Raw genomic sequence first — 26,165 nt, 5'->3', positions numbered from 1 at the left:
TTCTACAGCAAAAGCATGACTTATGGGCCAGCCTCTTCGTTTAATGCCGCAATAATTTGTGCGGCAAGTTTATCGCCTATAGAGAGCGGGCGGAAATCTTCAACAGATGCCTCGCTTATTTTTTTGATGGAGCCGAAGTGCTTGAGCAGCAGCTTGCGGCGCTTCTCGCCAATGCCGGGAATTGCATCAAGCCGCGACGCGATCATCGATTTGCCGCGCTGCTCGCGGTGGAACGAAATCGCGAAGCGATGCACCTCTTCCTGAATGCGCTGGAGCAAATAAAACTCTTGGCTGTCGCGCGGCAGCGGCACAACCTCCGGCGGATCGCCGCTCATCAGCTGCGCGGTCTTATGCTTCGCATCCTTGACCAGGCCGCATACCGGAATGTTCAGCCCAAGCTCGTTCTCCAGCACGTCAATCGCCGCTGATATTTGACCTCTGCCTCCGTCTACGACGATGAGGTCAGGCGCTTCCAGACCTTCCTTCAGCACACGCTCGTAGCGTCTGCGAACGACCTCGCGCATCGTCTCGTAATCGTCCGGCCCTTCCACCGTTTTGATTTTATATTTGCGATACTCTTTCTTATCCGGCTTCCCGTCTGTAAAAACAACCATCGCCGATACCGGGTTTGTGCCTTGAATGTTGGAGTTGTCAAACGCTTCAATTCGGCGAACCTCAGGCAGGCCAAGCCAGCCGGCAAGCGCTTCGCTCGCCTTTACGCTCCGCTCCTCATCCCGCTCGATCAAGCGGAACTTGTCGGAGAGCATAATTTTCGCATTGTCGGTCGCCATGGATACGACTTCGCTCTTCTTGCCGCGCTGCGGCATCAGCACTTTGACCTTTAGCCAATTGTGCAGCGAAGCGACCACCTCATCGGCGTAATTGGACGCCGTCTCCTCGGATGTGCCGGTGGAAGCTGTCGTTGCGTCGTCTGCGGCTTCAGACAGTTCCGCCGCTTCCTTCTCGGATTCCGGCGGCAGCGGCAGCAAAATCTGTTTCGGAAGCGCTGGGTTATCGCTGTAATATTGCGTAACGAACGTCATAAAATCGTCGTATTCCTCGCCGTAATAAGGGAAGGTTGTGCCTCGGCGCTCAATCATTTTTCCTTGCCGCATGTACAGAATTTGCACGCACATCCAGCCCTTCTCGACCGCATAGCCGAAAATATCGCGATCCAGCGCATCCGCCATCGTAATTTTTTGCTTCTCGATAATGGCATCGATCGCAATAATTTGATCGCGGTACTCTTTCGCCCGTTCGAATTCCAGCTGCTCCGCCGCTTCCGCCATTTTGCGCTCAAGATCCTGCTTCACGACATCATGCCCGCCGTTTAGAAACTTCGTTATTTCTTGAACCATCGACTCGTAGGTGCCCGGCTCAACTTCGAATTCGCACGGTGCGATGCATTGCCCGATATGATAATACAGGCAAACCTTATCCGGAAGCGTGCCGCATTTGCGCAGCGGATACAGCCGGTCCAGCAGCTTTTTCGTTTGCTGCGCGGCGAACGCATTCGGGTACGGCCCGAAATATTTGCCTTTATCTTTAACGATCCGCCTCGTTACTTCCAGTCTCGGATGCGCTTCATTCGTTATTTTTATATAAGGAAAGGTTTTATCGTCCTTCAGCAGCACATTGTAACGCGGATGATGCTGCTTGATTAGATTGCACTCCAGAATGAGCGCTTCCATATTGCTGCCTGTCACGATAAAATCGAAATCGCGAATTTCGGAGACAAGCCGCTGGGTCTTGCCGTTATGACTCCCGTTGAAATAGGAGCGAACCCGATTTTTCAGCACTTTAGCTTTTCCTACATATATAATAGTGCCTTCAGCATTGCGCATTAAATAACAGCCCGGCTGATCGGGCAGCAGAGCCAATTTGTTCCTTATCCGTTCCGCAGCTTCGACCTTGCTACCGCCGCCGTTTTGTTTTTGCTCGTTCATGCCGCCCTCCCCAATTACTCCATGAGCAATCGTTTTAAGATCATATGTTCCATATTATCATATCCGCTCTGCATTTCGCCTTACATTTGTCACGCATATTGCTTTACAATTATTCGGAAAGTTGGGTATACTATAAAAAGCGAATTGTGTTTTGAGGGAGGCGTCACCATGGAAAACGTAAGAGATCCACGGGAACATTACAACGAAGAACCGCGCGACGACTTGATGGATGTCGTAGTTGGCTTCGGCGGCATGCTCGGTCTTATGACTGTCATCTTCGCTGTTGCGGTCATCGTTAAATTCGTTATTTCTTAATTCGAATCAGAAACGATTTGAAACAAAAAGCTCCGTTCGGATCAGATCCGGCCGGAGCTTTTTACATTTTTCGAAATTAGACTGTTATTGGACAATGCGCAGCGCTTCTCCCGCAGCGTTTTTGCTGTTGTTTTTCTCGTTAGCGTTATTGTCACGGCTTTTCGCTTGCTGATCGTTATTTGTTTGCTTATGAGAAGGCTGATCGAAACGAGTCCGTTCCGTCCGGTCAATCTGTACGATTCGTCCGTCATGAACGGTAATGTTCACCGAACCATACTGCAAGCCGCTTACCTGATCGATGATTCTCTCCACCCAAAGTTGATCCAATTCCAATGGTTTAGCCATACCCAATCCCTCCATAGTCTACCGATATACTCGGGTTTGTTTGTTGAAGAAAGGACTCTAGCGAGTCCAGTATTCATCCAACGATTATTCATCATTCAGGCGAGGCGCTCGTTGCGCCGTCTTCCATTCAAACAAAGCTTTGACCAGCAATGTAATTACAGCCAGCATAACAAGCAGCGATGCAACCGCAAACGATGCGGAAAACTGATACTCGTTATACAGGATCTCGATATGCAGCGGCAACGTATTTGTCTCTCCGCGAATATGGCCGGATACGACCGAAACGGCGCCAAACTCTCCCATCGCCCTTGCATTGCTTAAAATTACGCCATAGAGCAAGCCCCATTTAATGTTCGGAAGCGTTACCCGCCAAAAAATTTGCCACCCTTTAGCGCCTAAGCTTGCCGCCGCCTCTTCCTCCTGGACGCCTTGCGCCTGCATGAGCGGAATAAGCTCGCGTGCGACAAACGGTACAGTAACAAAGATGGTTGCCAACACCATGCCCGGCAATGCGAAAATGATCTGGATTCCGTTTTTATCGAGCCATGGCCCGAAAAACCCTTGCGCGCCAAACAGCAGCACGTAGATTAACCCTGAAATAACCGGCGATACAGCAAACGGCAAATCAATAAGCGTAATGAGAACGTTTTTTCCTCTAAACTTGAATTTGCTGATTGCCCATGCGGCCGCCACGCCAAAAACAGTATTGAGCGGAACCGCAATGATCGCCACGATAAGCGTCAATCGAAGCGCCGACAGCGCGTCGGGATCGGTAATAGCCGCTTTGTAAACATCGAACCCTTTCTTGAATGCTTCCACAAAAATCGAAACGAGCGGAAGCAAAACGACAAGCCCCAGAAACAATAATGCAATGCCGATCAGAAACCATTGTACGCCTCTCGGCTCCGTAATATGCCTTGGCCGCTTTGACGCTTCTTCGGATAAATGCGCTGTGATTGCGCCTGCCATATTGTCCGCCCCCTTAGTCCGCTATCGTCCGGCGGTTGATCCGCCATTGGAAGAAATTAATGAGGAGCAGCAACAGAAAGGAAACGACTAGCATCACTGCCGCAATTGCCGTAGCGCCGGCATAATCATACTGCTCCAGCTTAGTCATAATAAGCAGCGGAGCGATTTCCGTCTTGAGCGGCATGTTGCCCGAGATAAATACAACCGATCCATACTCGCCGATCCCCCGGGCGAATGCCAAGGCGAACCCTGTTAACAGCGCTGGCATAAGCTCCGGCAAGACCACTTTCCAAAACGTTCGCAGCCGATAGGCTCCAAGCATGACTGCCGCTTCCTCTGTATCCTTTTCGAAGTCTTGCAGTACAGGCTGTACGGTCCGTACAACGAATGGAATACCGATAAATATAAGTGCTATTGTAATGCCGAGCGGCGTATACGCAACCTTCAGCCCCAGCGGCTCCAGCAGCGAACCGACCCAGCCGTTAGGCGCGTAAATCGCAGTCAGCGCGATGCCTGCGACAGCTGTCGGCAGCGCGAAAGGCAGATCGACAAGGCTGTCAATGATCTTTTTGCCCGGAAACCGGTAGCGTACGAGCACCCAAGCGACCAGCAACCCGAAAACCAAATTGACCAGCGCCGCGAAGAAAGCGGTTGAGAAGCTGACCCGGTAAGAAGCCAGCACTCGAGGATCTAAAATAACTGCCCAAAACTCGCTCCAGCTCAGGCCGGAGGTTTTGATAAACACACCGGCGAGCGGAATCAGGACGATTAAGCTCAGATAAGCAATAGTAAAACCTAATGACAATCCGAAGCCTGGCAGCACGTTTTTCGATCTTACTTTTCCCGTCCTGGAACCTTTCATGTGAAGTCAGCTCCAATCATTCCTGTAGAATTCATTTAATTATTTACCAGGCGTATAAATTTTCTCGAAAATGCCGCCAGCGTTAAAGTGCTTCTCTTGCGCAGCTTTCCAGCCGCCGAAATCTGCGTCGATCGACAGAAGCTCAAGATCTTTGAACGTATCTTTGTATTTCGCGCCAATCGTTTCGTTGATTGGGCGGTAGTAGTTTTTAGCCGCAATTTCTTGGCCTTCATCCGAGTACAGATATTGCAGGTAAGCTTCCGCCACTTCGCGCGTTCCGTTAGCGTCAGCCGTTTTGTCAACAATCGCTACCGGAGGTTCAGCCAGAATGCTCAAGCTTGGATAAACGATTTCGAATTTGTCCGGGCCAAGTTCGTTAAGCGACAGGAAAGCTTCGTTTTCCCATGCGAGCAGAACGTCGCCGATTCCTTTTTCTACAAACGTTGTTGTCGATCCGCGTGCGCCGGTGTCAAGAACTGGAACATGTTTGTACAGCTCTTTAACAAACTCTTGCGCTTTCGCTTCATCGCCGTTGTTTTGCTTCAGCGCATAGCCCCATGCCGCGAGGTAGTTCCAGCGTGCGCCGCCGGAAGTTTGCGGGTTCGGCGTAATCACTTCCACTTTGTCTTTGATCAGGTCGTTCCAGTCTTTAATTCCTTTTGGATTGCCTTTGCGAACGAGAAATACGATTGTCGATGTGTAAGGCGAGCTGTTGTGCTCGAATTGCTTCTGCCAATCGGCGTCCAGCAAGCCCGGCTCCACAAGGGAATCGATATCATAGCCGAGAGCGAGCGTAACAACATCGGCTTTCAAACCGTCGATTACGGCGCGCGCCTGCTTGCCGGAACCGCCATGGGATTGCTTCACTGTAACTTCCTGGCCTGTTTTTTCTTTCCAATATTTAGCGAACGCTTCATTATAATCAACATATAATTCCCGAGTTGGATCGTAGGAAACGTTAAGCAGTTCAACTGGACCCTTTGGCTTCTCCGTTTCTTTTGGAGCTTCAGTCGCTGCCGCTCCTGCCTCCGCTGACGGCGATGGGGAAGCTTCTTTGTTGCCTCCATTGTTTCCGTTCGAGCCGCAAGCCGCAAGCACCAAGCTCAATGCAAGAATAAGTACGAGCGAGAATACTGATGTACGTTTTTTCATAGTCAACACACCCCTTATTTTTGTGCGGTAGACCAGCGTGAACGGCTATGCAGCTTTGACGCATCAGCAATCGTTTCACGTTGATATGAAAATGCTTGCGGCTCCGGTAGTCCGGTAGTTTTTGCATTATTCCTACCTGTTTAGTTGGTTATGGATGAATAATACCAGTGCTCCATTATCCTGTCAATAGGAAAATGGAAAAAAAAGATATCCCCCTGCGTTAACGAAACGAGGAGGATACCCTTTCAAACCTATTCATGAAATTCTTCTCCCAATGGAAGCCAATTCTTGTTTATGTCAGTGGAAAGTGGCAGGCGACTTGCCTGCCGCCGTCTGCCTCTTGCAGCGGCGGCTCTTCGATGCCGCATCGCTCTTGAGCGGCTGGGCAGCGCGGATGAAACCGGCAGCCGGACGGCGGATTTGCCGGCGACGGGACGTCGCCCTGGAGCACAATCCGATCCAGCTTCCGGCCTGGCGTCGGTCGCGGAATGGACGACAACAGCGCCGCCGTATAGGGATGCAGAGGTTTTTCGAATAAAGCCTCTGTCGGCGCGACCTCGACGATTTTGCCAAGATACATGACGCCGATTCGATCGGAAATATGCCGAACGACGTTTAAGCCATGGGCAATAAAGAGAAAGGTTAGTCCAAGCTCCTTTTGCAGCTTCATCAGCAGATTGAGCACCTGTGACTGAACAGATACGTCAAGCGCCGATACCGCCTCATCAGCCACAATGAACTCCGGATTCAGCGCAATCGCCCGGGCGATGCCGATTCGCTGCCGCTGTCCGCCGGAAAATTCATGCGGATACCGGTTGCGCCTATCCGCGTCCAAGCCGACGAGCTCCATAAGCTCGACGACGCGCTTATCCACTTCTCTCGCTGGCAGCCGCTCGTGCAGCCGCAGCGGCTCGCCGATAATATCCCGGACAAGAAAACGCGGATTCAACGACCCGAACGGATCTTGAAAAATAATTTGCATCTGCCGCCGCAGGCCGCGAAGCTCTCTTGCGCTGACCTGCTGCACATCTGTGCCATGGAACAACACTTGTCCTTCCGTCGCCTTTTGCAAATTCAGAACGACGCGTCCAAGCGTCGATTTCCCGCAGCCGGATTCTCCGACAAGGCCGAATGTCTCGCCCTTGCGTATCGCAAGCGACACGCCGTCAACGGCTTTGACTTGCCCGGCAACCCGGTTAAGCAGCCCTGTCCGGATCGGAAAATACTTCTTGACGTTGTGAAGCTCCAATACGTTTTCCTTTTTCGTTGCTCCCATAGTCAAATCCTCCGATTCGTTTCCAGGGTCCATTCTCCGCCGCCTTGCTCATAGATCCAGCATGCCGCCTGATGGTCGGCATTCACTTGAAAAACGGGCGGCTCCTTCTGCTTGCAGCTTTCCTTCACATGCGGACAGCGCGGGTGGAATCGGCAGCCGGACGGCAGCTGGCTTAAGCTCGGGATTTGGCCGCGAATCGTGTATAGCTCGTCGCCTCGCGCGCCTTCAAGCCCCGGCACCGACTTCAACAGGCCAATCGTATACGGGTGGCTGGGCCGATTAAATATTTCCTCGGCCGTCCCTTCCTCTACAATCGCCCCTGCATACATAACCGCAATCCGATCCGCCATCTCGGCAGCCACGCCCATGTCATGCGTAATGAGCAGTATTGACATGCCAAGCTCCTGCTGCAGCCGATGCAGCAACTCTAGAATTTGCGCCTGCACCGTCACATCAAGAGCGGTGGTCGGCTCATCGGCGATGAGCAAATCAGGATCGCACGCCAGCGCGACCGCAATGACAACGCGCTGGCACATCCCTCCCGACAGCTCATGCGGATATTGCTTCGCCCGCATTTCCGGCGCCGGAATGCCGACCAACCGAAGCATTTCTACGGCGCTTCGCCGCGCCTCGCTTTTCGATTTATGCTGATGCAGCATAATACTTTCGGCGATTTGATCGCCCACCGTATAGACCGGATTAAGCGCAGACATCGGGTCCTGAAAAATCATCGCGATTTTATTGCCGCGAATGCGCATCATTTCATTCTGGGACCGGCTTGTAAGCTCTTCTCCTTGAAAGCCGATGCCGCCTTCCAGAATCGCCCCGCCCGCATACTCGACCAAACGCATAACGGCGAGCGAGGTCACGCTCTTGCCGCTTCCCGACTCGCCGACAAGGCACACCGTCTGCCCTTTGCCAAGCGACAAGTTAACGCGGTCCGTCGCCTTCACTACGCCGTTCTCCGACTGAAAACCGACGGTCAGATTTTCGATTTCAAGAAGCTTTTCCGCCATTTGTCCAGCCTCCTTCCGGATTTTGCCCGCGGATTTAGCGCATCTTGAATACCGTCGCCAATAAAATTAACCGCGAGAACGACGAGCAGAATGCACATGCCTGGATAAACAGCCTGCATCGGATCGACCAGCATATACTCTTGCGCATTGCTCAGCATCAAGCCCCAGCTCGTCTTCGGCGCCTGTATTCCTAAACCGAGGTAAGAAAGCGCCGATTCGCTAAGAATCGCTCCGCCTACCATCAGAGTCGCATTCACAATAATCGGAAAGCTCGAATTGCGAAGCAAATGGCGAAAAATAATGCCCCAGCTGGATACGCCGATCGCCTTCGCCGCCTCCACATATTGCATTTCCCGCAGCTGCAGAAAGGTTCCGCGCACAAGTCTTGCAACGCTCATCCAGCTCGTCAGAACGAGCACGAGAATCATATAGCGGAACTCCGTGCCGAAGATCGCCAATACAAGAATGTTCAAAAACAACAGCGGCACCGAATTCATCACATCGACAATTCGCATAAAGCAAGTGTCAATAAAGCCGCCGAAATAACCGGAAATCGCACCGACAATCGTTCCGATCAGCACTGCGCCAAGCGCAACAGAGAAGCCGACCATCAGCGATATTCTTGTGCTGTACAGCAGCCTCGCAAAGATATCCCGGCCAAGCGTATCCGTCCCAAGCAAGTGCCCGTCGCTTCCCGGCTTTAAATTAGCGAACATCAAATCGATTTTAGCCGGATCGTATCGGGTAAAGAGCGGAGCAAAAACAGCCAGGACGATAAAAATAAGAAGAACGGCCAGACCGCTCATCGCATACGGATTGAGCCTAAACTTCGACCATGCCGTAAGCCATGGACCTGGAAGGCGCTTCAGCTTCCGCAATCTGTCCGCTGATTTCCCGCCTGCTGACATTGGGACGCCTGCCCGGTCGTCCCGTTCTTGCAGCTTCATCGCTGTCATGCCGCTCTCCCCCCTTTCTTGCCGAGCTGAACTCTAGGGTCGACGACGGCATAAAGCAAATCTGCCGCTAAATTGCCAACAATGACAATAACAGCAGTGATCATCGTAATGGCCATTAATACGGAGTACTCTCTCGCGATCGCCATCTCCACATAAAGCCGCCCCATTCCCGGCCAGTTGAAGACATTTTCCGTTAGCGCCGCTCCTCCGACAAGCAAAGGTAGATCCAGCGCTATAATCGTAATGATCGGTATAAGAGCGTTGCGCAGCGCATGCTTGTAAATGACCTTGCCTTCCCTGACGCCTTTCGCTCTCGCCGTTCGAATATAATCCTGATGCAGCACCTCCAGCATGCTGGAGCGCGAATATTTCACATAGGCGGCAAGAAAACCGAGCGTCAATACCGATACCGGCAAAATAAGATGCATGAGCAAATCGCCGATTTGCCCTTCCTTGTCCATCGAATACATATCGGCTAGCGGCAGCCAGTCCAGCTTTAGCGAGAAAATTTGCTGCAAAATAATGCCGAACCAAAATGTCGGCATCGCAAATCCGATATACGACACGAAGGATGCAGTTTGATCGGACAAGCTGTATTCCCTCGTACTGTTGTAAATGCCCCATGGAATCGCAATGAGCATCGTCAGCAGCCAAGCCGATCCCATCAATACAACCGTATTGCTTACCGTCGGCCAAATAATATCCCCGACCGGAATGTTGTTTTTAAACGTATGTCCTAAATCGCCCTGCAGCAAATCGCCGAGCCATCTAAAATATTGCACGACAATCGGATCGTACAGCCCCATATTTTCCGCTTGCGTCTTTAACGCCTCGGGCGACAGCCCAGGCGCGAGCATAATTTGAAATGGCCCGCCTGGAGCCGCATGGATGAGGCCAAACGTTACAATTGTGATGAGGAACAGAACCAGAATCGATTGAAGCAAGCGTCTAATGATGAATTCGGTCATCGCCCATCCTCCCGGATCGTTCGCCGGAAATGCGCCGCGCGGTCCTTTGCAGGATGCGCAGCGCATAGAGGCAAACTATTATGCTTCTGCTCGCAAGTGCTCTACACGGTCAGCCACCATTTAATAATATGGTAGAAGTAGCCTGTTTGATGGGACGGCTCCGGCGCATCCTCTTCGGCATACTTAACCTTCGGTCCGACACCCTGCGGATTGCCGTATTGGTACAAGAAGATGTAAGGGAGATCCGCCGAAATTTCTTTGGCGATTTCATCGTAAATCGTTTTGCGAGCGGCTTGATCGACGACGGAATAGCCGTCTACCCAAAGCTTGTCGAGCTTTTCGTTTTTGTACCAGCCTACGTTTTGGCCTGTCGGCGGGAAGTATTTCGACGAGAAAATGCTTTCCGCATCCGGATCCGGATTGCTGAGCGACCAGCCAAGCAAAATGGCAGGGTATTTGCCTGGCGTAATATTTTGATCGATCCAAGTAGCGAAATCCATCGCTTTCGGAACAACCTCAATGCCCACATCCTTCAGGTTTTGCTGAATAATCGTTGACACTTGCTCACGGCGGCTGTTGCCGGAGTTATATTGCAGCTCGAAGGAGAACCGCTTGCCGTCCTTCTCCAGAATGCCATCCTTGCCCGCTACCCAGCCGTCTTCGGCAAGCAGCTTTTTCGCTTGTTCGGCATCGTAGCTGTAATTAACCGCGTTCGGGCTGTCCGCCCACGATCCCGGCATAAATGGCGAATTCATCAGCGCGCCTGTGCCTTTCAATACATTGTCAACCATGCCTTGTCGGTTAAGCGCATGCGCGATTGCCTGTCTCGCCTTTTGCGATGCGAACGGCACGAACTTGCCGGGATGGTTGTTCGGATCGAAATTGAAGGAGATATACTCATACGAGGACGAGCGGCCGGTAACGAGCTTAATTTTGTCATTGCTCTTCACCGCATCGATTTGCGGAATCGGAATGGCAAGCGTCGTATCGACTTCGCCTTTAATTAACGCTTGCACCTCTGTATTTTGATCCGCATAAATTTTGTACACAATTTTTTGAATGTTCGGCTTCACCTCTCCCCAATAGTTCGGATCGGCTTCGACGCTTACATATTGCGCCGTCTTCCATTCCGACCATTTCCATGGACCGTTTGTTACGGTCTGGGCAGGATCTTTGCCGTACGGATGCGCCTGCAGCTCCTCTACCTTCACATCCTTCAAGATGTGTGCCGGAACCGGGCTAAGCATTAGCGAGTATTGGAACGGCGCATACACCTGCTTAAGCGTAATTTTCAATGTGTAATCGTCGACTTTTTCAACTTTATCGATTTTATCGAGCGTAGCGATCGCCGGCGAACCTGCTGCCGGATTGATCGAGGTATTAATCGTATATACGACGTCGTCAGCGGTAACCGGCTGTCCGTCGCTCCACTTGGCGGTATTTTTCAATTTAATGGTGTAGGTTTTGCCGTCTTCGGAGATTTGCGGAAGCTCGGCTGCGAGGGACCACGGCTCGGCGACGATGTTGCCGGAACGGTCCAGATTATAGAGGCTGGAGTAGAGCAGATAGCCGATGTCGCCGGATGCTGTATCCTGCACGTACAACGGATTGACGGTTACGATATCGCTAAATGTACTGACGGTCAGCGTGCCGCCTACTCTAGGGGCATTGTCGTCCTTAGGCGATTCCGTCGGAGCTGTTGTTGCGGCCGTATCGCTCGGTTTCGGCGACTCGGCGTCATTGCCTCCATTATTGTTGCTTGTACATCCTGCTAACAAAATGACAACCATAAGCAGCGCGAGAACATATCGGGATGATTTCCTCTTTAATACCATCTTAACGCCTCCTCTATAGTTATTGCTTTTCAAGGGCACATGCCTTTCGCTTGGCAGATCCGGAACGTTTTTCTGTTTCACATTAGTTCTGTAAACACAAAACTTGCTTAACATTCTTACGCTAATTCGGTCGATTTGTTTAACTATTTGCAATTTTCAGACTATTTTTGTCACAGCTATTGCTTTCCCTCTAAAACACTCCTACTATGGAAATATTGACGGGCCCTGTTCATTCCGAATTGTAAAATGCTGAGATCGTTCTCCTCCTATGTATCCGCCTGATTTGGAACATATTCTCACTCCCCTTCCTTTGCCAAAGAGTATACAACATTATATTAACGCGGTAAATGGTTAAAGTAATATTTTGTTTACAAATGCTTCATGCAAAATAAAGCAGCTCCGAAGGCCCTGTTTCCTTGCCTTCGGAGCTGCTTTATTTTTACGCTATCGTTTTCCCCGTTTATTTTCCCCGGTAACCATGACAACTTGCACGTACGGGCGGATCCGGTCCATTAAACGCTGGCCTTTATGCCGCTCATCGCCATCCTTGCTTGTAAAGCTAAAGTGCTGTTCCAACGCATCGAGATCATAATTGGACGTGTAGAGCGTCGGTTTCCTGTTCATGCGGTAATTCAAAATCGAGCCGAGCACATGATCGCGAACCCAAGGATTCAAATTTTCCGCGCCGATGTCGTCGAAAATAAGAAAATCGGTTTCCTTCATCATCTCCGTCGTCTCTCGCAGCTTGCCCGGCTCATGCATCATCGATTTCAAATCCTCGACGAAATCCGGCATGTAGACGATAACGCCGGAATAGCCCGCTTTCGCAAGCTCGTGAAGCAGATAGCACATCAGGAACGTTTTTCCGGTTCCAAAAGTGCCCGCCAAATAGAGCCCTTCCTTCTGCAGCCCTTCTTCTTTCGCGCGGTCAATATAATTGAGCACTTCGTAAGCCGCTTCCGTGCGATTAGGATCGTTGAACAATATTTCGTCAGCTGAATAACCGTTTTGCAGCGCCGTTTCATCAACGTAATAGCTGCGGACACGGCTGCGAATCTGCTCCTCGCTGCGGCGGGCGATAAACTTTTTGCAGGATACTTTACGGTCGATAATTTGCGGCTGATCGGCTACAATTTCGCACGACAGCAACGTATAATGCCCTTCAAAATCGTTCGGGCAACGATCCAGACCCGGACAATTGGAGCAATTGCGGTATTCCGTCACATATTGATAAACACGGTTCAGGTTGAGACGAACCGCTTGCTCGTCGAGCTCAGGATGTTTGGCAAACAGCCGCTCGACCAGCGGATCGACCATCAATTCCGTTAACCTCTGCTCCGCCTGATCGGTCATTTTCCGTCCGGTCGGCCAAGATTTCAACAAATCGCCTAGCGATTCCATTCTCTTCACCCCGCATTATAAAATTGAAAAAAATTAAACCTTGTTACTTGCCGTCCAGCTTTCGCGCGAGCTTGCGCATTTGCTCCAGTTTCTCCGGTGTTATCGCCGACTGCTCCGCCCTTGCGCCGCTGTCTTGAACGATAGGAATGGACGGCTTCCGCGAAGCGCCGCCGCTGCGGCCCGTTCCCGCTCGGCCAGTCGCACGGCTTCCGCCAGGCGATTCTTTGCGCCGTTCCTTCTCGGCTTCTACCTTCGCTTGCTCGCGCACATAGAGAACCGCTTTTTCGAAATCGTCGATTTGTTTCATAAGCATATTGGATACGACCGCTTCTATAAACGTTTTCGTTACCCGCTGCGAATCATTCGATCCAATCACATAATGGATAAGGACGTTAATTACCGGTGCAGGCAGGCGATAATTCAGATCGATCCGCTCAAAGGTGCGTTCCATCCAATCGGGCACCGCCCCCGGGAAAAACCGGTGTAAAAACCTTGTATGCGGCTCGTTCCGCATAAGCATATTGTACTGCTGGATATCGCAGCGTCCCTGAAGCTGCGCAGGAACGTTCAAGTAGTATTCCTCCTGAACGCCAACCTCTTCGATTTCCGTTTCGGCATCCGCTTCATTCGCCGCTTGAATTCGGGCCATATTCCGCTGACGGTCGCCTTCCCGCTTCTTATCCTGGCGGTAGAGCTGATTGGCGCGAAGCCCCAGCTCATCCACATCAAGTCCTGTTTCATGCGTAAAAATGCCGTCTTCATCCAATAGCCGGCAAATATCGGCTACGGACAAACTATATTTATAAGCGACATAATTAATTTGCGCGAGCTCTTCCGCATTGTTGCGCAGCCGCTCTACAAAGCTGCGGTTAGCTGAATTGCGCGGAAAACGCAAAATGATATCGCCGTATGGAATGCCCGCCGTCTCGAGCTGCGGCCGCTTGGCCGCCTGCCTTGTTGGAGCGACTTCAGTAAGCGCCTGCTCGAGCTCGAAATCAACGGACTGTGCGTTTAACTGGAACAATTCATAGAACGGAACCGAAATGTTTTCCTTCGATAACTTGAGCTTCGCATCCGCCAGCTCATCCGGCTCTTGCGCGCCGAACTGCTCGCGCAGCGCTATGACGGCATACTTGCCGATTTTGTCGCGAAGCAGCAGCGTCAAATGCTGATTGCGGAAAAACTCTCCCGGCGACAACGGCTGTGACAGCTCATATTCATAAATGACATCAGCTTGATCTGGCATGCCAAGCCGCGACGTTTGCAGCAGCCCGACCGCTTCCAGCCGCGACGTTTGCTCGATCAAATATTTGCGGCCTTTCTCATTCATATCGAGGCCTAGTCCAAGAAACAGCTTGCGCTGAGGCTCGATCGGCGAATAGCCGGTCGTGCCCTCTGCAATTCCGTGATACAGCTGCTGGAATAAGGCCACAGCAAACGCGCCGATCATCGGTTGATAGATGAGCGACAGCATTTTGTAATCCAGGCTGTTTAGCGAAAAATCACGGAATATGTAATAACGATGATGTTCCGTATATTGTAAAAGATTGCCGATGCGCATGCATCTACTCTCCATCCCTTAGCCGTACTTTCTATCATTCTATCATAAAAGAGCCCGCTTAGGCGGAGTCGAAAAATAGAAAAATCCCCCGAATGAGGGATTTTTAAAAAGCGATATCGATTATGCTAACTAGAACATTTTGTAGCCGCCGCGGCGCAGCGCACGAATCGCCCATCCGCTTATATAAGCGCCTGCCAGAGCGCCGATTACCGGAATCAAGTCAATAATCGTAAAGGCGGTGAAATTGCCAACAAACGATTCGGAATCATCCCATGTTTGCCATATATATAGCGGAATAAGTACGATAATGAACACGTAAATCGGAAACCAGGTTGTTTTCAAAAGCATATTCAGAATAAAGCCGATGCCGAACATCATAACCAAAAACAGCACCGTCGCTACAATCAGTTGAAGCATGCATAATTCTCCTTTATATTCAGGCTCTCGCTCTTCAGTTTAAATAATGGCATGGATGAAGTCAATTGGACTCGTCCATTTGTCACAAGTCCGCCATTTGCTCTGAACTGAAATTTTAGGCTACAATATGGAAAGCGAATGAACGAGAGGAGTATGACATGCAATGAGTGAAGTAGCATTGACATTAGAAGGCTGGTACGCGCTGCACGACTTCCGTACTATCGATTGGACCGCTTGGCGCAACGCGAGCGACGCGGAGCGCAGCCGCGCACTGGACGATTTGCAATCGTTTTTGAATGAATGGGCTGAGGTAGACGCGAGCAAGCAAGGCAGCACTGCCGTTTACTCGATCGTCGGACAGAAAGCCGACTTCGTATTTATGCATCTGCGCGAAACGCTGGAAGAACTGAACGCGGTAGAAATCGCATTTAACAAAACGCTGTTCGCCGAATTCACCGTACCGACTTACTCCTATGTAAGCGTCGTTGAGCTGAGCAACTACGTAAATCAACCGGGAGCAGACCCGATGCAAAATCCGGAAATCGTTGCGCGCCTGAAGCCGACGCTTCCGAAAGCGAACCATATCTGCTTCTATCCGATGAACAAACGCCGCCAAGGCAACGACAACTGGTACATGCTGAGTATGGACGAGCGCCGCACTATGATGCGCAGTCACGGCATGATCGGCCGCCAATATGCGGGCAAAGTGAAGCAAATCATTTCCGGCTCCGTCGGCTTCGACAACTGGGAGTGGGGCGTTACGCTGTTCGCGGATGACGCGCTTCAATTCAAGAAGCTCGTTTACGAAATGCGCTTTGACGAAGTAAGCGCGCGTTTCGGCGACTTTGGCGACTTCTACATCGGCAACCTGCTGACGCCGGACAAATTCTCCGCAATGCTTCAACTGTAAAACAACAATGAAGCCCTCCGCATAGCGCACTTGCCTATGCGGGGGCTTTTATGTTCAATCCTCCCCATCCACCGCGCCCGCGTCTTTGCCTTTCACATTCACCATTAGCGAAGCTGTTTCGCAATTTAGCGAAGCCATCTACTTTATTTTGACCCTTTACCGCTTGAATTCATGCGACAACGAACCGAACTTCGCAAATCATGAATTGAAATTCGTTATTCTCGAAGATAAGTTCGTTATTACTCTTTGTCAGGCCGTTTCACTCTCCGGCAGCGAAGTTACTTTCGCTATTTTGCGAACCGGCTTCGCTCCGCTCCCAGCTCCAGCTGATTACGCAAACCGCACTGCTTAAATGAACACACCATACAACGCGCCATCTTTGTCTTCTGGCACCATACAGCAAAAGCACAGACTAGGTAGAACGCGGGGCATACGACGAAGAAGCTTTCCAACTATTGAACGTAATTCGCAAGCCGATAAGATGTAACCCGATATGGGGACGGGATTGGAACAATCGCGCCGTCAGACTCGAATCTTCTTAACCAGTTGGACGCCGAACGATTGCTGATTTGAAAAGGGCCGGCCAGATCGGAAGCTTTAATTTTCCCATCCTTTCGCATCGCCATTTGGATGACAAGCTGCTTGCGCGACTCCCAAACTTGACTGCTATGATCAAATTCTTGCCTGTACGCTTGAGACCACCATTGCCCGATCGCCTGCTTGATTTGCCGCTCGCATTGCTTCGGCTGATTCTCCACCTGCCAAGCCGAGAAGCGCAGCACCATCCATCCGGACAGCACGAGATCGTTTTGCCGTTGTAAGTGGTCATTGAATTCGCCAGGCGACACATCTCGCGCATGCGTAGTAAAGCCGTCAATTTCAATGACAAGCCGAACGCCATGCTTAACAAATACAAAATCAGCAAATCGTTGCCCGCCTTTATAATCGATAAACGGGTGTTCCGCTTTCAATCCTTCATAACTGAAATCAAACGCCGGCCCCCACACCGTCTCCAAAAAGCGCAATTCAATTTTCCCGAGCTTGTTGCGGTACTTTCCGTTTAACGCAGCTTCCCTGTTGAATTGTTCGATAAAACGATCGGTATTCGGATGCATGACTTTCCTCCACTTCCTATTTTAGTTCCTGAAAACAAAAAACACTCTGACCGCGGCGCTTGGGCCCGCAATCAGAGTGTGCTTCACTCCAGAATACTGGTTACTTATCACCAGTATAGTTACCTCTTCTTTATTTAGCAACCATTTCTTACAAATACATCCAACAACGAAGCTGTTTCGCAGATTAACGAAACAATATTCGTTATTTGGAGCAACCAAGTTGGCTCATTCTTTAATAAAGAACCATTTTTCGCAATCCAACAACTTGTATTCGCTAATAGCGAAGTTAGATTCGTTCTCTTCTGCAGATCAGCGTAAAGAACTGTTTTAGCGAAATTTGCTTCGTTATTTAGCGACTCCGCTTCTCTAAAATACGCTGAAACTCAAATAAGCTGGCTGGGTAGGCGACCAAACTGCGTAATATAAGAAAGACTTTCGCCGCAATGGCGAAAGCCTTTTTTCATAACCTGCCTAGCAGGACTTAGTTATCATCTTCATCCTCGTCCTCGTCATCCAACGATGTGAGACGTTTGGATTCCAAGTACTCTTGCGTCGCGCGATCGCGTTCCCGGCTCTTGTCTTTTAAACGCTCAATCGCAGGCTGGATCAGCAGATCTACTTCCTTCTGCACGGTGTAAGCGAGATCATAACGATTCTGCGATTCCAGAAACGAGCCGACCTCCATTAACGCGTTGTAGCGATCCAGCTCATCTCTCGTCAGCAATCCCCGTACCTGTACGCTGCAATGACGCATTATAGAAATTTACCTTTGCGCAGGACGAGCGGAATGCCGCCGATAATGAACAGATAGCGAAGGTCGATCAGCTTTTTCAGCCAAGCGGCTACGCGGCCTTTATATTTCTTGCCGAACGCAATGCCGATCGCTTCGCCTTTGCCAAGCGATGCCACGGTTCCTTTGTTGCTGAAAACAAAGCCTTTAAGCGGCTGGTTGCGAATCGATGCTACCAGGTTGTGCGCGCATACGACGCCTTGCTGCATTGCGATTTGCGCAGTTGGCGGATATGGACGGCCTTCCGGGTTGAACATCAGCGAATTGTCGCCAACGATATAGATGTTCTCATGGCCCGGAGCGCGCAGGTTGTCGTCGATTTTAACCCGTCCACGCATCGTTTCGAAGCCTGCGTCCTCAATGAGACGGTTGCCGCGAATACCGCCGGTCCAAATCACGGTTTGCGATTTAATTTCTTCACCCTCGCCGACTACAACGCCATCCGGGGTGCACTCTTTAATGGCAGTACCGATGCGGAACGTAACGCCTTTTTTCGTAAGAACATCCATCGCATACTCGACAAGCTCTGAATCGAAGCCCGGCAGCGCTGTCGGCGCCGCTTCGATGTTGTAAATTTTAACGAGCGACGGGTCAACGTCGAATTGCTTGCAAAGCTCCGGAATACGATCCGACAGCTCGCCGATAAATTCGATGCCGGTAAAGCCCGCGCCCCCTACAATAAATGTCAAATAGTCCGTACGATGAGGCTCGCGTTTGTAGCGAGCAAATTGGTATTCAATATGTTCACGGATCAAACGAACCGAGTTGATGCTGCGAATGTTCATCGCATATTCGCCAAGTCCAGGAATACCGAACGTTTCTGGCTCTCCACCGAGACCGATAACGAGATAGTCATAAGAAAGCGTGCCGTCTTCAAGAATTACCTTTTTATCTTGCGGGCGAATTTGTACGACAGTCGATTTGACGAAATCGATTTTGAACTCGTCAATCAGCTTCGAAATGCTGACTCGTGCGTTTTCCGGATTATCAGTACCAGCTGCAGGCATATGCAAATGGGTTGTAATATAATGATAGTCATGCTTATTTACGAGAGTGACGTCCGCTTCATTATAATTTAGCTCTTTCTGCAAACGCAGCGCTGTCAAAACTCCGCCGTAACCAGCTCCTAAAATAACGATCTTCGGTATGTTGCTCATCGTATGATCCCATCCAATCCTGTCTTTATAATTTTTATCTTTTCTTTGTGAAAAATTACACAATCCCGTATGCAAATTTATAATTATTGTCCGGTAGTTTGTGCAATTCGGTTCCTCTTTATAATAACGAAACTGACCTCATATCTCTCCATATGAAACGGACCGCAAACTTGGCTATTTTCGCTCTAATCTCCGGTGTTTTCTAGTCAGCGCCTTATATAATATACATCAGAAATATTACATAGTTTTCATTAAAAGTTCAAGAGCAAAATATACGAAAAACTTTAGAGGGGCATACAAATTCATCCCTCCAACACTTATAATAAAGGAAGTGTTTTATTATATTGTTGGAGGTGTTTTTCGTGACTAATTCCGATGCTGCCATTGTTGATATTGCCATTATTGGCGGCGGCCCTGCCGGCCTGTTTGCCGCTTTTTATGGAGGGATGCGCCAAGCTTCCGTATTATTAATAGAAAGCATGCCTCAGCTTGGCGGTCAATTGGCCGCCCTGTACCCTGAGAAATATATTTATGATGTAGCCGGTTTTCCTAAAGTAACCGCGCAAGAGCTGGTCGACCGTTTGATTGAGCAAGTCGATCTGTTCAAGCCGGACATACGCCTCGAAGAAAAGGTAGCCGAAGTCAACAAAAAGGATGAACGTCTCTTCGAAATCGTCACCAACAAATCAGCCTATTATGCTAAAGCTGTCATTATTACAGCTGGCGTCGGCGCATTCGAGCCGCGTCGCTTGGAATTGCCGGAAGCGGCACAATACGAAAAAACAAATCTTCATTATTTTGTCGGCGATCTACAACGTTTTAAAGGCAAAAACGTGCTTATTAGCGGCGGCGGCGATTCAGCCGTTGACTGGTCGCTCATGCTCGAGCCGATCGCGCAATCGGTCACGCTCATTCATCGCCGGGATAAATTCCGCGCGCACGAGCACAGCGTGCAAAATCTTATGAACTCATCGGTAAATGTCGTTACACCTAAAGAAATTACAGCGCTCCATGGCGACGGCAGCGGGCATATTGAACGCGTCACTCTGGCCGACGTCAAAACAGGCGAAACGTCTGAGCTTGCTGCTGACGCCGTGATCGTCAATTTCGGCTTTGTTTCCTCGCTGGGGCCAATCTCCGATTGGGGCATACAGATCGAAGGCGGCTCCATTGCCGTCGACACTCGGATGGAAACGAATATTTCCGGCATTTTTGCTGCCGGCGATATTACGACCTATCCCGGCAAGCTCAAGCTTATCGCAGTCGGCTTTGGCGAAGCTCCAACCGCGGTGAACAACGCCAAAGTATACATCGATCCTAGCGCTAAGCTGTCGCCGGGCCATAGCAGCAATATGAAGTTGTAAGGCTATAATTATAAAACAAAAAGGGTATCCTATCCTTGATTTGAATGGACCGCATGACGGTCCTGGGTTCACTCAAGGAGGGATACCTTTATGTTTTGTCCAGTATGCAACGGCCTGCAGACCTTAACGGCAAATTGCGACAACTGTCGCGCGCCATTAAGCGATCTGGGACGAATGGCAGATTTGACAGGGCCTTACGCCCCTTACGAGCCATTAGATATATTGGAGCAATCGGAAAGTATGGCAATTTGCAATCATATGGCTTTCTGCCTGAATTGCGAGCAGTCCATTAACGTTTCAATAATGGAATGGTCCTAACTTAAGCAGTAACGCGATCCTCGCGCAAACCGAGCTTCCGTCTTTTCATTTCCAATTGCAGCATGTAAATAAATTCTGGCTCCAGCTCAAATTGGACGGCCGCAAAATAGGTGTCTTCCAACAGTTCATCGGATAGCAGCTCCATAGCGACACTTCCTTTCTTTTCGGGTTTTCCTAATTTCTTCCTCATATTAGCATTGATTTTTATATAGAACAACCGTTCCTGTTATTCACAACAACCTGTGGACAGGCTGTGCACGATTTGTGGACATACGTCGAAAAATGAGAGAAATCAAGGTGGATGATGTGGATATTGTTATACACAGGTAATTTCAAGCCACTTGTGATAAAAAAGTTTAATCATATTCTATTACCCCATTAATAGAATATATAGGTTTCACAAGCATATAATGATTGGTTCCGTTCGTTCGGGACCCATTCTTGCCGCATGTTTCGCACAAAAAAATAAACCCAATCGGGTTTATTTATTGCGGCCGCGTATTCACTTCAAAAATCCATATATTCCCCTCAGTGTCAATGCCGTAATCGAATCCTAACTGTCCAATGCCGGGAAAACGCATCTCCAGCAATTGCGTAGACAATACGGTAAGCTCGCGCATTTTACGCTTTTTTACACCAACCAATGAAGGAGATAATGACATCCGAATGCCTTGGGCAGCCGAAACTAAAGTCCCGCCCCGGCAAATATTCGTCACAAACAAGCCTGGCTTCGCAATCCGCCCGACAATAGCACGATATACCCAGCCTTTTTCTGTCTTTACATATTTTACGCGGTAATCGATCGGACGGCCGTTTACCGTTGCGAGCCGAATGCCCTTTTGAATTAAATAGGCGCGCTTTTTCTTGCATTTGTCGAGAGAACGCTTCATGCTCTCGAAACTCGAAAAGCTGCGCGTTTTTGCATAGTAAGAATAAGAATAGCCTACGTCCGTTTTTGATACTTTTATAACCCCATGTCCGCCAGCTCCGCGCACCGGCTTCACAACAACCATTTGATGCGTATTCAGCATGCTTCTTAAATTTTCGCTCGAATACCTTTTTGTAGGAGGAATATGCGGCACAATAGTGGGATGGGAGCGAAGCACGGCCGTTTTGGTCCATTTGCTGGCCAATTGCCTGCCTTGTTGTTCACCCAATGCTGTCAATCTCCTTTCCTGCGGCTTCATCCATAGCATATGTCGGAATGACGTTTGTCTCTTGGATGAATGCCGCAGGCCAGGAGCCCTTTTACTGAAAATCGCCTGATCTGTGCATCATTACTTCTTGTTGTTGTCCATTGCCGCTTTAAGCGCATCGGCCAAGCTGTTCGACAACGAAACGTTGTCGCTGTACTGGTCGATCAGCTTTCGCTGCTGATGCTTGTTCACGCGGCCGCTCTTGTTGTCGTCCAGCATTTCGATCACATTGCACGGTCGGCATTGCGCATATTTGCCTGCTTTGCCCGTATGAATTTCCATTTTCTTGTGGCATTGCGGACAACGCTTGTTGGACAATACAGGCTCAGCAGCTCTTCGATAGCTGCATTCCCGATCTGAGCAAACGAAAGACTTCCCTCTTTTGCCCTTCACTTCCATAAGCAGCTTGCCGCACTCCGGACAACGGGAATGCGTCAAGTTATGCGGCTTATATTCCTTCGTTTCGCTTTTCACTTCGGACACCCATTTGCTTGCTTGCTCGCGAATGACGGCCATAAACTTAGCCGGATCGCCTTTGCCTTGGGCAATACGCTCCAGCTCGCGCTCCCACTGCGCCGTCAGGTCGGGACTGCGCAGCTCGTCAACAACAAGCTCGATAAGCTGTTTTCCTTTGCCAGTCGGAATAAGCCGGTTTTGCGACCGTTCAATTGTATCCGTCGACAGCAGCTTCTCAATAATATCGGCGCGCGTAGCCGGCGTGCCCAGGCCGTGCTTCTCCATCTTGGAAAGCAATGCGGCTTCGGTATAACGAGGAGGAGGCAACGTGCGGAGTTCTTTCAATCGACTTTGCTTAACGGCAAGCGTTTGACCGGCAGCAAGCTCCGGCAGCAGCTGTTCAGGCTGGCGATCCACTTGCCCCCCGTTCTCATCTTCATCCTCGTCATCAGCCGCGCCTTGCGCATCCCCGCTTCCGCCGTAGAGCTCCTTCCAGCCGTAATCTTTCCGCACTTTGCCTTTGGCATACAGCCTGTCTCCGCCAACAGCAAGCACGACGCTCGTCTCGTCATAACGATAAGGCGGATAGAACAAAGCGATAAACCGGCGAACGATCAGATCGTAAAGCTTTCGTTCGTCATTGCTTAGCGCAGACAGATTGACGAATTGCTCGGTCGGGATAATCGCGTGATGATCGCTTACTTTACTGTCATCGACAAAACGCTTCGTAACCGGCAGCTGACCTTTAAGCAGCTTTCGAGCATGCTGGGCGTACGGACCGACTGCTATGCTTTCCAGCCGTCCCTTTAAGGTCGGAACGATGTCGCTGGACAAATATTTAGAGTCCGTGCGCGGATAGGTTACAAGCTTATGCTGCTCATACAGCTTTTGCAGTACGTTAGACGTCTGCTTGGCGGAAAAGCCAAGACGTTTGTTGGCATCTCGCTGAAGCTCCGTCAAATCATAGGCCGACGGATGCGGCTCCGATTTTTCCGTTGTGCGCAGCTTGTCTACCTTGGCTTGTTTACCATTCAATCGCGCAACGATCGCATCTGCTGCCTCACGGCTCCACACACGCCCGTCCTGCGAATCATTCTCTCGCCAGATAGCCTGGAAAGCGCCAAGATCGGCCGAAACCGTCCAATAGGGCTGCGATTGAAATTGCTGAATCTCGCGCTCCCGATCCATCAACGCGCCAAGCGTAGGCGTTTGCACCCTGCCTGCCGCAAGCTGAGCATTATATTTAACGGTCAACGCCCGCGTCATGTTCAGACCGATCAGCCAGTCCGCTTCCGCTCTGCAAACCGCTGATGCGTACAAGTTGTTGTATTCCTTTCCTGGCTTAAGCGAATTGAAGCCGTCTTTAATCGCTTTATCCGTCTGCGAAGAAATCCAAAGCCGTTTGAACGGCTTTCGCCAGTGAACAAGCTCCATAATCCACCGCGCCACCAGCTCGCCTTCGCGCCCTGCGTCAGTCGCTATTATAAGCTCGCCAATGTCCTGCCGCCGGCAAAGCTGCGCGACAGCCTTATATTGATGCGACGTTTCCTTCATGACTTTCAAATTCATTTTTTGCGGGAGCAGCGGCAAATCTTCCAAGCTCCATGTTCGATACTTGGCATCGTATTCTTCTGGCTCAGCTAACGTAACAAGATGGCCAAGCGCCCATGTGACGACATATTGCGGTCCTTCGATGTAGCTTTTATTTTTTTGGCTGCAGCCGAGCACGCGGGCAATTTCTTTCGCTACGCTCGGTTTTTCCGCCAGCACTAATGACTTCATTGCGATTCTCGCTCCAATCCTTTGCTTTATTCTCTATCAGGCTTGCGGCCAGTTGCCGCGTACAAGCTTTCTCCTATTCTAGCACATGCTAACCGCGAACATGGCGCTCGATTTTACCCGGGAAATCTGAGTGTGCTATATTAGTTCCATTATGTAAAGATCTCATATTTTGCGGCAGGGGTGTTTAAATCAATGAAGCTTCGTTTTGTTGCAGTAATCTCGGCAATATTGCTCTTATTCGGCTTAATTAACTGGTATATCGGCTGGAACGGCTGGGCATACTTGTCTGCCTTGTTTGGATGGGAACGGCCGCTTGTGTACGGCGTTGTCATTGCCATACTAGCTCTCAGCTATATATTGGGACGACTGGGTCAAAACTATTTTATCCGTCCGCTAGCCCGTCCTATCAAACTGATCGGCTCCTATTGGTTTGCGATTGTCGAGTACGGCATATTGCTGTTGCCGCCGGCTGATCTCGCCTTATGGCTGTTGACTAAAGCTTCCGTCTCGCAAGAAGACGCCGTCATCGCCGTCGGAACGATTGTCGCCGTCATCCTCGCCGCCATTCTCATCCGCGGCTCCTGGAATGCATGGACGCCAATCGTGCGCAGCTATGAAGTAAGCCTTGCTAAAAGCGCGGGCAGCATTAAGGGGCTGACGATCGGCGTTGCCTCCGACATCCATCTGGGAACGACAGTCGGAAACCGCCATTTGCAGCGACTCGTCGATGAAATGGAGCGCATGAAGCCGGACCTGATTTTGCTGCCGGGCGACGTGCTCGATGATGATATCGATCCTTTCATCCGTTACAACATGGCTCAAGTCATGAAAAAGCTGCAAGCCCCGCTGGGCGTGTACGCCGTTCTCGGCAATCACGAATATATTGGCGGCCATATCGAGCGTTTCGTTGCCGAAATGGATGCGATCGGCATTCGAGTCCTGCTCGACGAAAATGTGCTCATTAAGGACAGCTTCTATATTATCGGCCGCAAGGACGCAGCAGTCAGCCGCTTAGACAAGAATGGCAGAAAAGCAATCAGCCAGCTCGTCTCTGAGGTAGATCATTCGTTGCCGATTTTTATGATGGACCATCAGCCTTCCGATCTTTCGCAGGCAGCAGCTAACGGCATCGATTTATCGCTCTCCGGCCATACCCATCGCGGACAAATGGCTCCGAACCACCTTATTACGCGTAAGCTGTTTGAGCTGGACTGGGGCTATATGAAAAAAGCGAACCTGCATGCCATCGTCTCATCGGGCTTTGGCAGCTGGGGACCTCCGATTCGGATTGGGAGCCGTTCGGAAATCGTTCGGGTGGATGTTCGTTTTGAGACGGTGAATTTGAATTCATAACACCGCGCAAACTGCGCAAGCGAATGTTCTTACGATCGCTGTTGTATCCCGGATTCTTTCAACTAGTCCTATCGGGTGGAATCCGGAATACAAAGGCGAACGCTGCCGCTTCTCCAGAATCATTCGCTTTCTCCGTTTGTGGTGTTAGGCCATTTCTCTTCAAAAGCTCAAATACGAACATCTAATGATGAAAAAACATAACACCGCGCAAACTGCGCAAGCGAATGTTCTTACGATCGCTGTTGTATCCCGGATTCTTTCAACTAGTCCTATCGGGTGGAATCCGGAATACATAGGCGAACGCTCCGCTTCTTCAGAATCATTCGCTTTCTCCGTTTGTGTGTTATGCCATCTTTCTTCAAAAGCTCAATTACGAACATCTAATGATGAAAAACATAACACCGCGCAAACTGCGCAAGCGAATGTTCTTACGATCGCTGTTGTATCCCGGATTCTTTCAACTAGTCCTATCGGGTGGAATCCGGAATACAAAGGCGAACGCTGCCGCTTCTCCAGAATCATTCGCTTTCTCCGTTTGTGGTGTTAGGCCATTTCTCTTCAAAAGCTCAAATACGAACATCTAATGATGAAAAAACATAACACCGCGCAGACTGCGCAAGCGAATGTTCTTACGATCGCTGTTGTATCCCGGATTCTTTCAACTAGTCCTATCGGGTGGAATCCGGAATACAAAGGCGAACGCTG

The 26,165-nt window shown here is 50.1% G+C and carries 23 protein-coding genes; 4 read left to right on the top strand and 19 right to left on the bottom strand.

The features are described 5' to 3' along the window. Window positions 1-20 precede the first annotated feature (20 nt). Window positions 21-1,946, bottom strand: a complete 1,926-nt coding sequence (gene uvrC / locus GOM71_RS00115; protein ID WP_156277132.1) for an excinuclease ABC subunit UvrC — start codon at window positions 1,944-1,946, stop codon at window positions 21-23. 168 nt (window positions 1,947-2,114) lie between these two features. Between uvrC and GOM71_RS00110 the strand changes: the two genes are divergently transcribed. Beyond that, window positions 2,115-2,261 (top strand): YqzM family protein, encoded by a 147-nt coding sequence (locus tag GOM71_RS00110; RefSeq protein ID WP_156277130.1) that lies wholly within the window; start codon window positions 2,115-2,117, stop codon window positions 2,259-2,261. A gap of 84 nt (window positions 2,262-2,345) precedes the next feature. On the opposite strand, the gene GOM71_RS00105 is transcribed toward GOM71_RS00110, so the two are convergent. The 12 genes from GOM71_RS00105 to GOM71_RS00050 form a co-directional block, all read right to left on the bottom strand. After that, window positions 2,346-2,606: a YezD family protein gene (locus GOM71_RS00105; protein WP_156277128.1), complete on the bottom strand. Its 261-nt coding sequence runs from the start codon at window positions 2,604-2,606 to the stop codon at window positions 2,346-2,348. An 84-nt stretch (window positions 2,607-2,690) separates the two neighbouring features. Then, a complete protein-coding gene (gene cysW / locus GOM71_RS00100; protein WP_156277126.1) occupies window positions 2,691-3,575 on the bottom strand; it encodes a sulfate ABC transporter permease subunit CysW in 885 nt (294 codons plus the stop codon). A gap of 13 nt (window positions 3,576-3,588) precedes the next feature. Further along, window positions 3,589-4,437 (bottom strand): sulfate ABC transporter permease subunit CysT, encoded by an 849-nt coding sequence (cysT, locus tag GOM71_RS00095; RefSeq protein ID WP_156277124.1) that lies wholly within the window; start codon window positions 4,435-4,437, stop codon window positions 3,589-3,591. Window positions 4,438-4,476: 39 nt separating this feature from the next. Further along, window positions 4,477-5,589 (bottom strand): sulfate ABC transporter substrate-binding protein, encoded by a 1,113-nt coding sequence (locus GOM71_RS00090; RefSeq protein WP_156277122.1) that lies wholly within the window; start codon window positions 5,587-5,589, stop codon window positions 4,477-4,479. Between the two features lie 292 nt (window positions 5,590-5,881). Next, window positions 5,882-6,865 carry an ABC transporter ATP-binding protein gene (locus GOM71_RS00085; protein WP_156277120.1) on the bottom strand — a complete coding sequence of 328 codons (984 nt, stop codon included), beginning with the start codon at window positions 6,863-6,865 and terminating at the stop codon, window positions 5,882-5,884. Between the two features lie 2 nt (window positions 6,866-6,867). Next, complete coding sequence (locus GOM71_RS00080; RefSeq protein ID WP_156277118.1) at window positions 6,868-7,881, bottom strand: ABC transporter ATP-binding protein; 1,014 nt, start codon at window positions 7,879-7,881, stop codon at window positions 6,868-6,870. Next, the gene (locus GOM71_RS00075; RefSeq protein WP_483311015.1) at window positions 7,848-8,789 is read right to left on the bottom strand and encodes an ABC transporter permease; all 942 of its coding nucleotides are present in this window, start codon (window positions 8,787-8,789) and stop codon (window positions 7,848-7,850) included. The genes GOM71_RS00080 and GOM71_RS00075 overlap by 34 nt, the downstream gene beginning before the upstream one ends. A gap of 44 nt (window positions 8,790-8,833) precedes the next feature. Further along, window positions 8,834-9,805: an ABC transporter permease gene (locus GOM71_RS00070; RefSeq protein WP_156277114.1), complete on the bottom strand. Its 972-nt coding sequence runs from the start codon at window positions 9,803-9,805 to the stop codon at window positions 8,834-8,836. Between the two features lie 101 nt (window positions 9,806-9,906). Continuing rightward, the gene (locus tag GOM71_RS00065) at window positions 9,907-11,640 is read right to left on the bottom strand and encodes a peptide-binding protein (protein ID WP_156277112.1); all 1,734 of its coding nucleotides are present in this window, start codon (window positions 11,638-11,640) and stop codon (window positions 9,907-9,909) included. A 444-nt stretch (window positions 11,641-12,084) separates the two neighbouring features. Further along, complete coding sequence (gene dnaI, locus GOM71_RS00060; RefSeq protein ID WP_156277110.1) at window positions 12,085-13,041, bottom strand: primosomal protein DnaI; 957 nt, start codon at window positions 13,039-13,041, stop codon at window positions 12,085-12,087. Window positions 13,042-13,084: 43 nt separating this feature from the next. Then, window positions 13,085-14,602: a replication initiation and membrane attachment family protein gene (locus tag GOM71_RS00055; protein ID WP_156277108.1), complete on the bottom strand. Its 1,518-nt coding sequence runs from the start codon at window positions 14,600-14,602 to the stop codon at window positions 13,085-13,087. A gap of 129 nt (window positions 14,603-14,731) precedes the next feature. After that, window positions 14,732-15,019 carry a YuiB family protein gene (locus tag GOM71_RS00050; RefSeq protein ID WP_156277106.1) on the bottom strand — a complete coding sequence of 96 codons (288 nt, stop codon included), beginning with the start codon at window positions 15,017-15,019 and terminating at the stop codon, window positions 14,732-14,734. Between the two features lie 163 nt (window positions 15,020-15,182). On the opposite strand from GOM71_RS00050, the gene hemQ reads away from it, so the two are divergent. Further along, a complete protein-coding gene (gene hemQ, locus GOM71_RS00045) occupies window positions 15,183-15,929 on the top strand; it encodes a hydrogen peroxide-dependent heme synthase (protein WP_156277104.1) in 747 nt (248 codons plus the stop codon). Between the two features lie 452 nt (window positions 15,930-16,381). Here the strand turns inward: hemQ and GOM71_RS00040 are convergent, their stop codons facing one another. From GOM71_RS00040 to GOM71_RS00030, 3 genes are all read right to left on the bottom strand, one after another. After that, a complete protein-coding gene (locus GOM71_RS00040) occupies window positions 16,382-17,044 on the bottom strand; it encodes an endonuclease domain-containing protein (protein ID WP_156277102.1) in 663 nt (220 codons plus the stop codon). A 481-nt stretch (window positions 17,045-17,525) separates the two neighbouring features. After that, window positions 17,526-17,798 carry a hypothetical protein gene (locus GOM71_RS00035; RefSeq protein ID WP_156277100.1) on the bottom strand — a complete coding sequence of 91 codons (273 nt, stop codon included), beginning with the start codon at window positions 17,796-17,798 and terminating at the stop codon, window positions 17,526-17,528. Further along, the gene (locus GOM71_RS00030; RefSeq protein WP_156277098.1) at window positions 17,798-18,991 is read right to left on the bottom strand and encodes an NAD(P)/FAD-dependent oxidoreductase; all 1,194 of its coding nucleotides are present in this window, start codon (window positions 18,989-18,991) and stop codon (window positions 17,798-17,800) included. The genes GOM71_RS00035 and GOM71_RS00030 overlap by 1 nt, the downstream gene beginning before the upstream one ends. 362 nt (window positions 18,992-19,353) lie before the next feature. Here GOM71_RS00030 and GOM71_RS00025 point away from each other — a divergent pair, with 362 nt between their 5' ends. After that, window positions 19,354-20,355 (top strand): NAD(P)/FAD-dependent oxidoreductase, encoded by a 1,002-nt coding sequence (locus tag GOM71_RS00025; RefSeq protein WP_367649401.1) that lies wholly within the window; start codon window positions 19,354-19,356, stop codon window positions 20,353-20,355. Between the two features lie 319 nt (window positions 20,356-20,674). Here GOM71_RS00025 and sda read toward each other — a convergent pair whose 3' ends face one another. From sda to GOM71_RS00010, 3 genes are all read right to left on the bottom strand, one after another. Continuing rightward, complete coding sequence (sda, locus tag GOM71_RS00020; RefSeq protein ID WP_156277096.1) at window positions 20,675-20,818, bottom strand: sporulation histidine kinase inhibitor Sda; 144 nt, start codon at window positions 20,816-20,818, stop codon at window positions 20,675-20,677. Window positions 20,819-21,158: 340 nt separating this feature from the next. Further along, window positions 21,159-21,830, bottom strand: coding sequence for a YheC/YheD family protein (locus tag GOM71_RS00015; protein ID WP_253944607.1), 672 nt, complete (start codon window positions 21,828-21,830; stop codon window positions 21,159-21,161). A gap of 120 nt (window positions 21,831-21,950) precedes the next feature. Continuing rightward, window positions 21,951-24,107: a DNA topoisomerase III gene (locus tag GOM71_RS00010; protein WP_156277092.1), complete on the bottom strand. Its 2,157-nt coding sequence runs from the start codon at window positions 24,105-24,107 to the stop codon at window positions 21,951-21,953. A gap of 192 nt (window positions 24,108-24,299) precedes the next feature. Between GOM71_RS00010 and GOM71_RS00005 the strand changes: the two genes are divergently transcribed. Beyond that, the gene (locus tag GOM71_RS00005; protein ID WP_156277090.1) at window positions 24,300-25,460 is read left to right on the top strand and encodes a metallophosphoesterase; all 1,161 of its coding nucleotides are present in this window, start codon (window positions 24,300-24,302) and stop codon (window positions 25,458-25,460) included. Window positions 25,461-26,165 lie beyond the last annotated feature (705 nt).

Source organism: Paenibacillus sp. NEAU-GSW1, from assembly GCF_009737085.1.
Lineage (GTDB): Bacteria > Bacillota > Bacilli > Paenibacillales > Paenibacillaceae > Pristimantibacillus.
The sequence above is the reverse complement of the archived record's forward strand: the minus strand, read 5'-3'. Positions and strand labels throughout refer to the sequence as shown.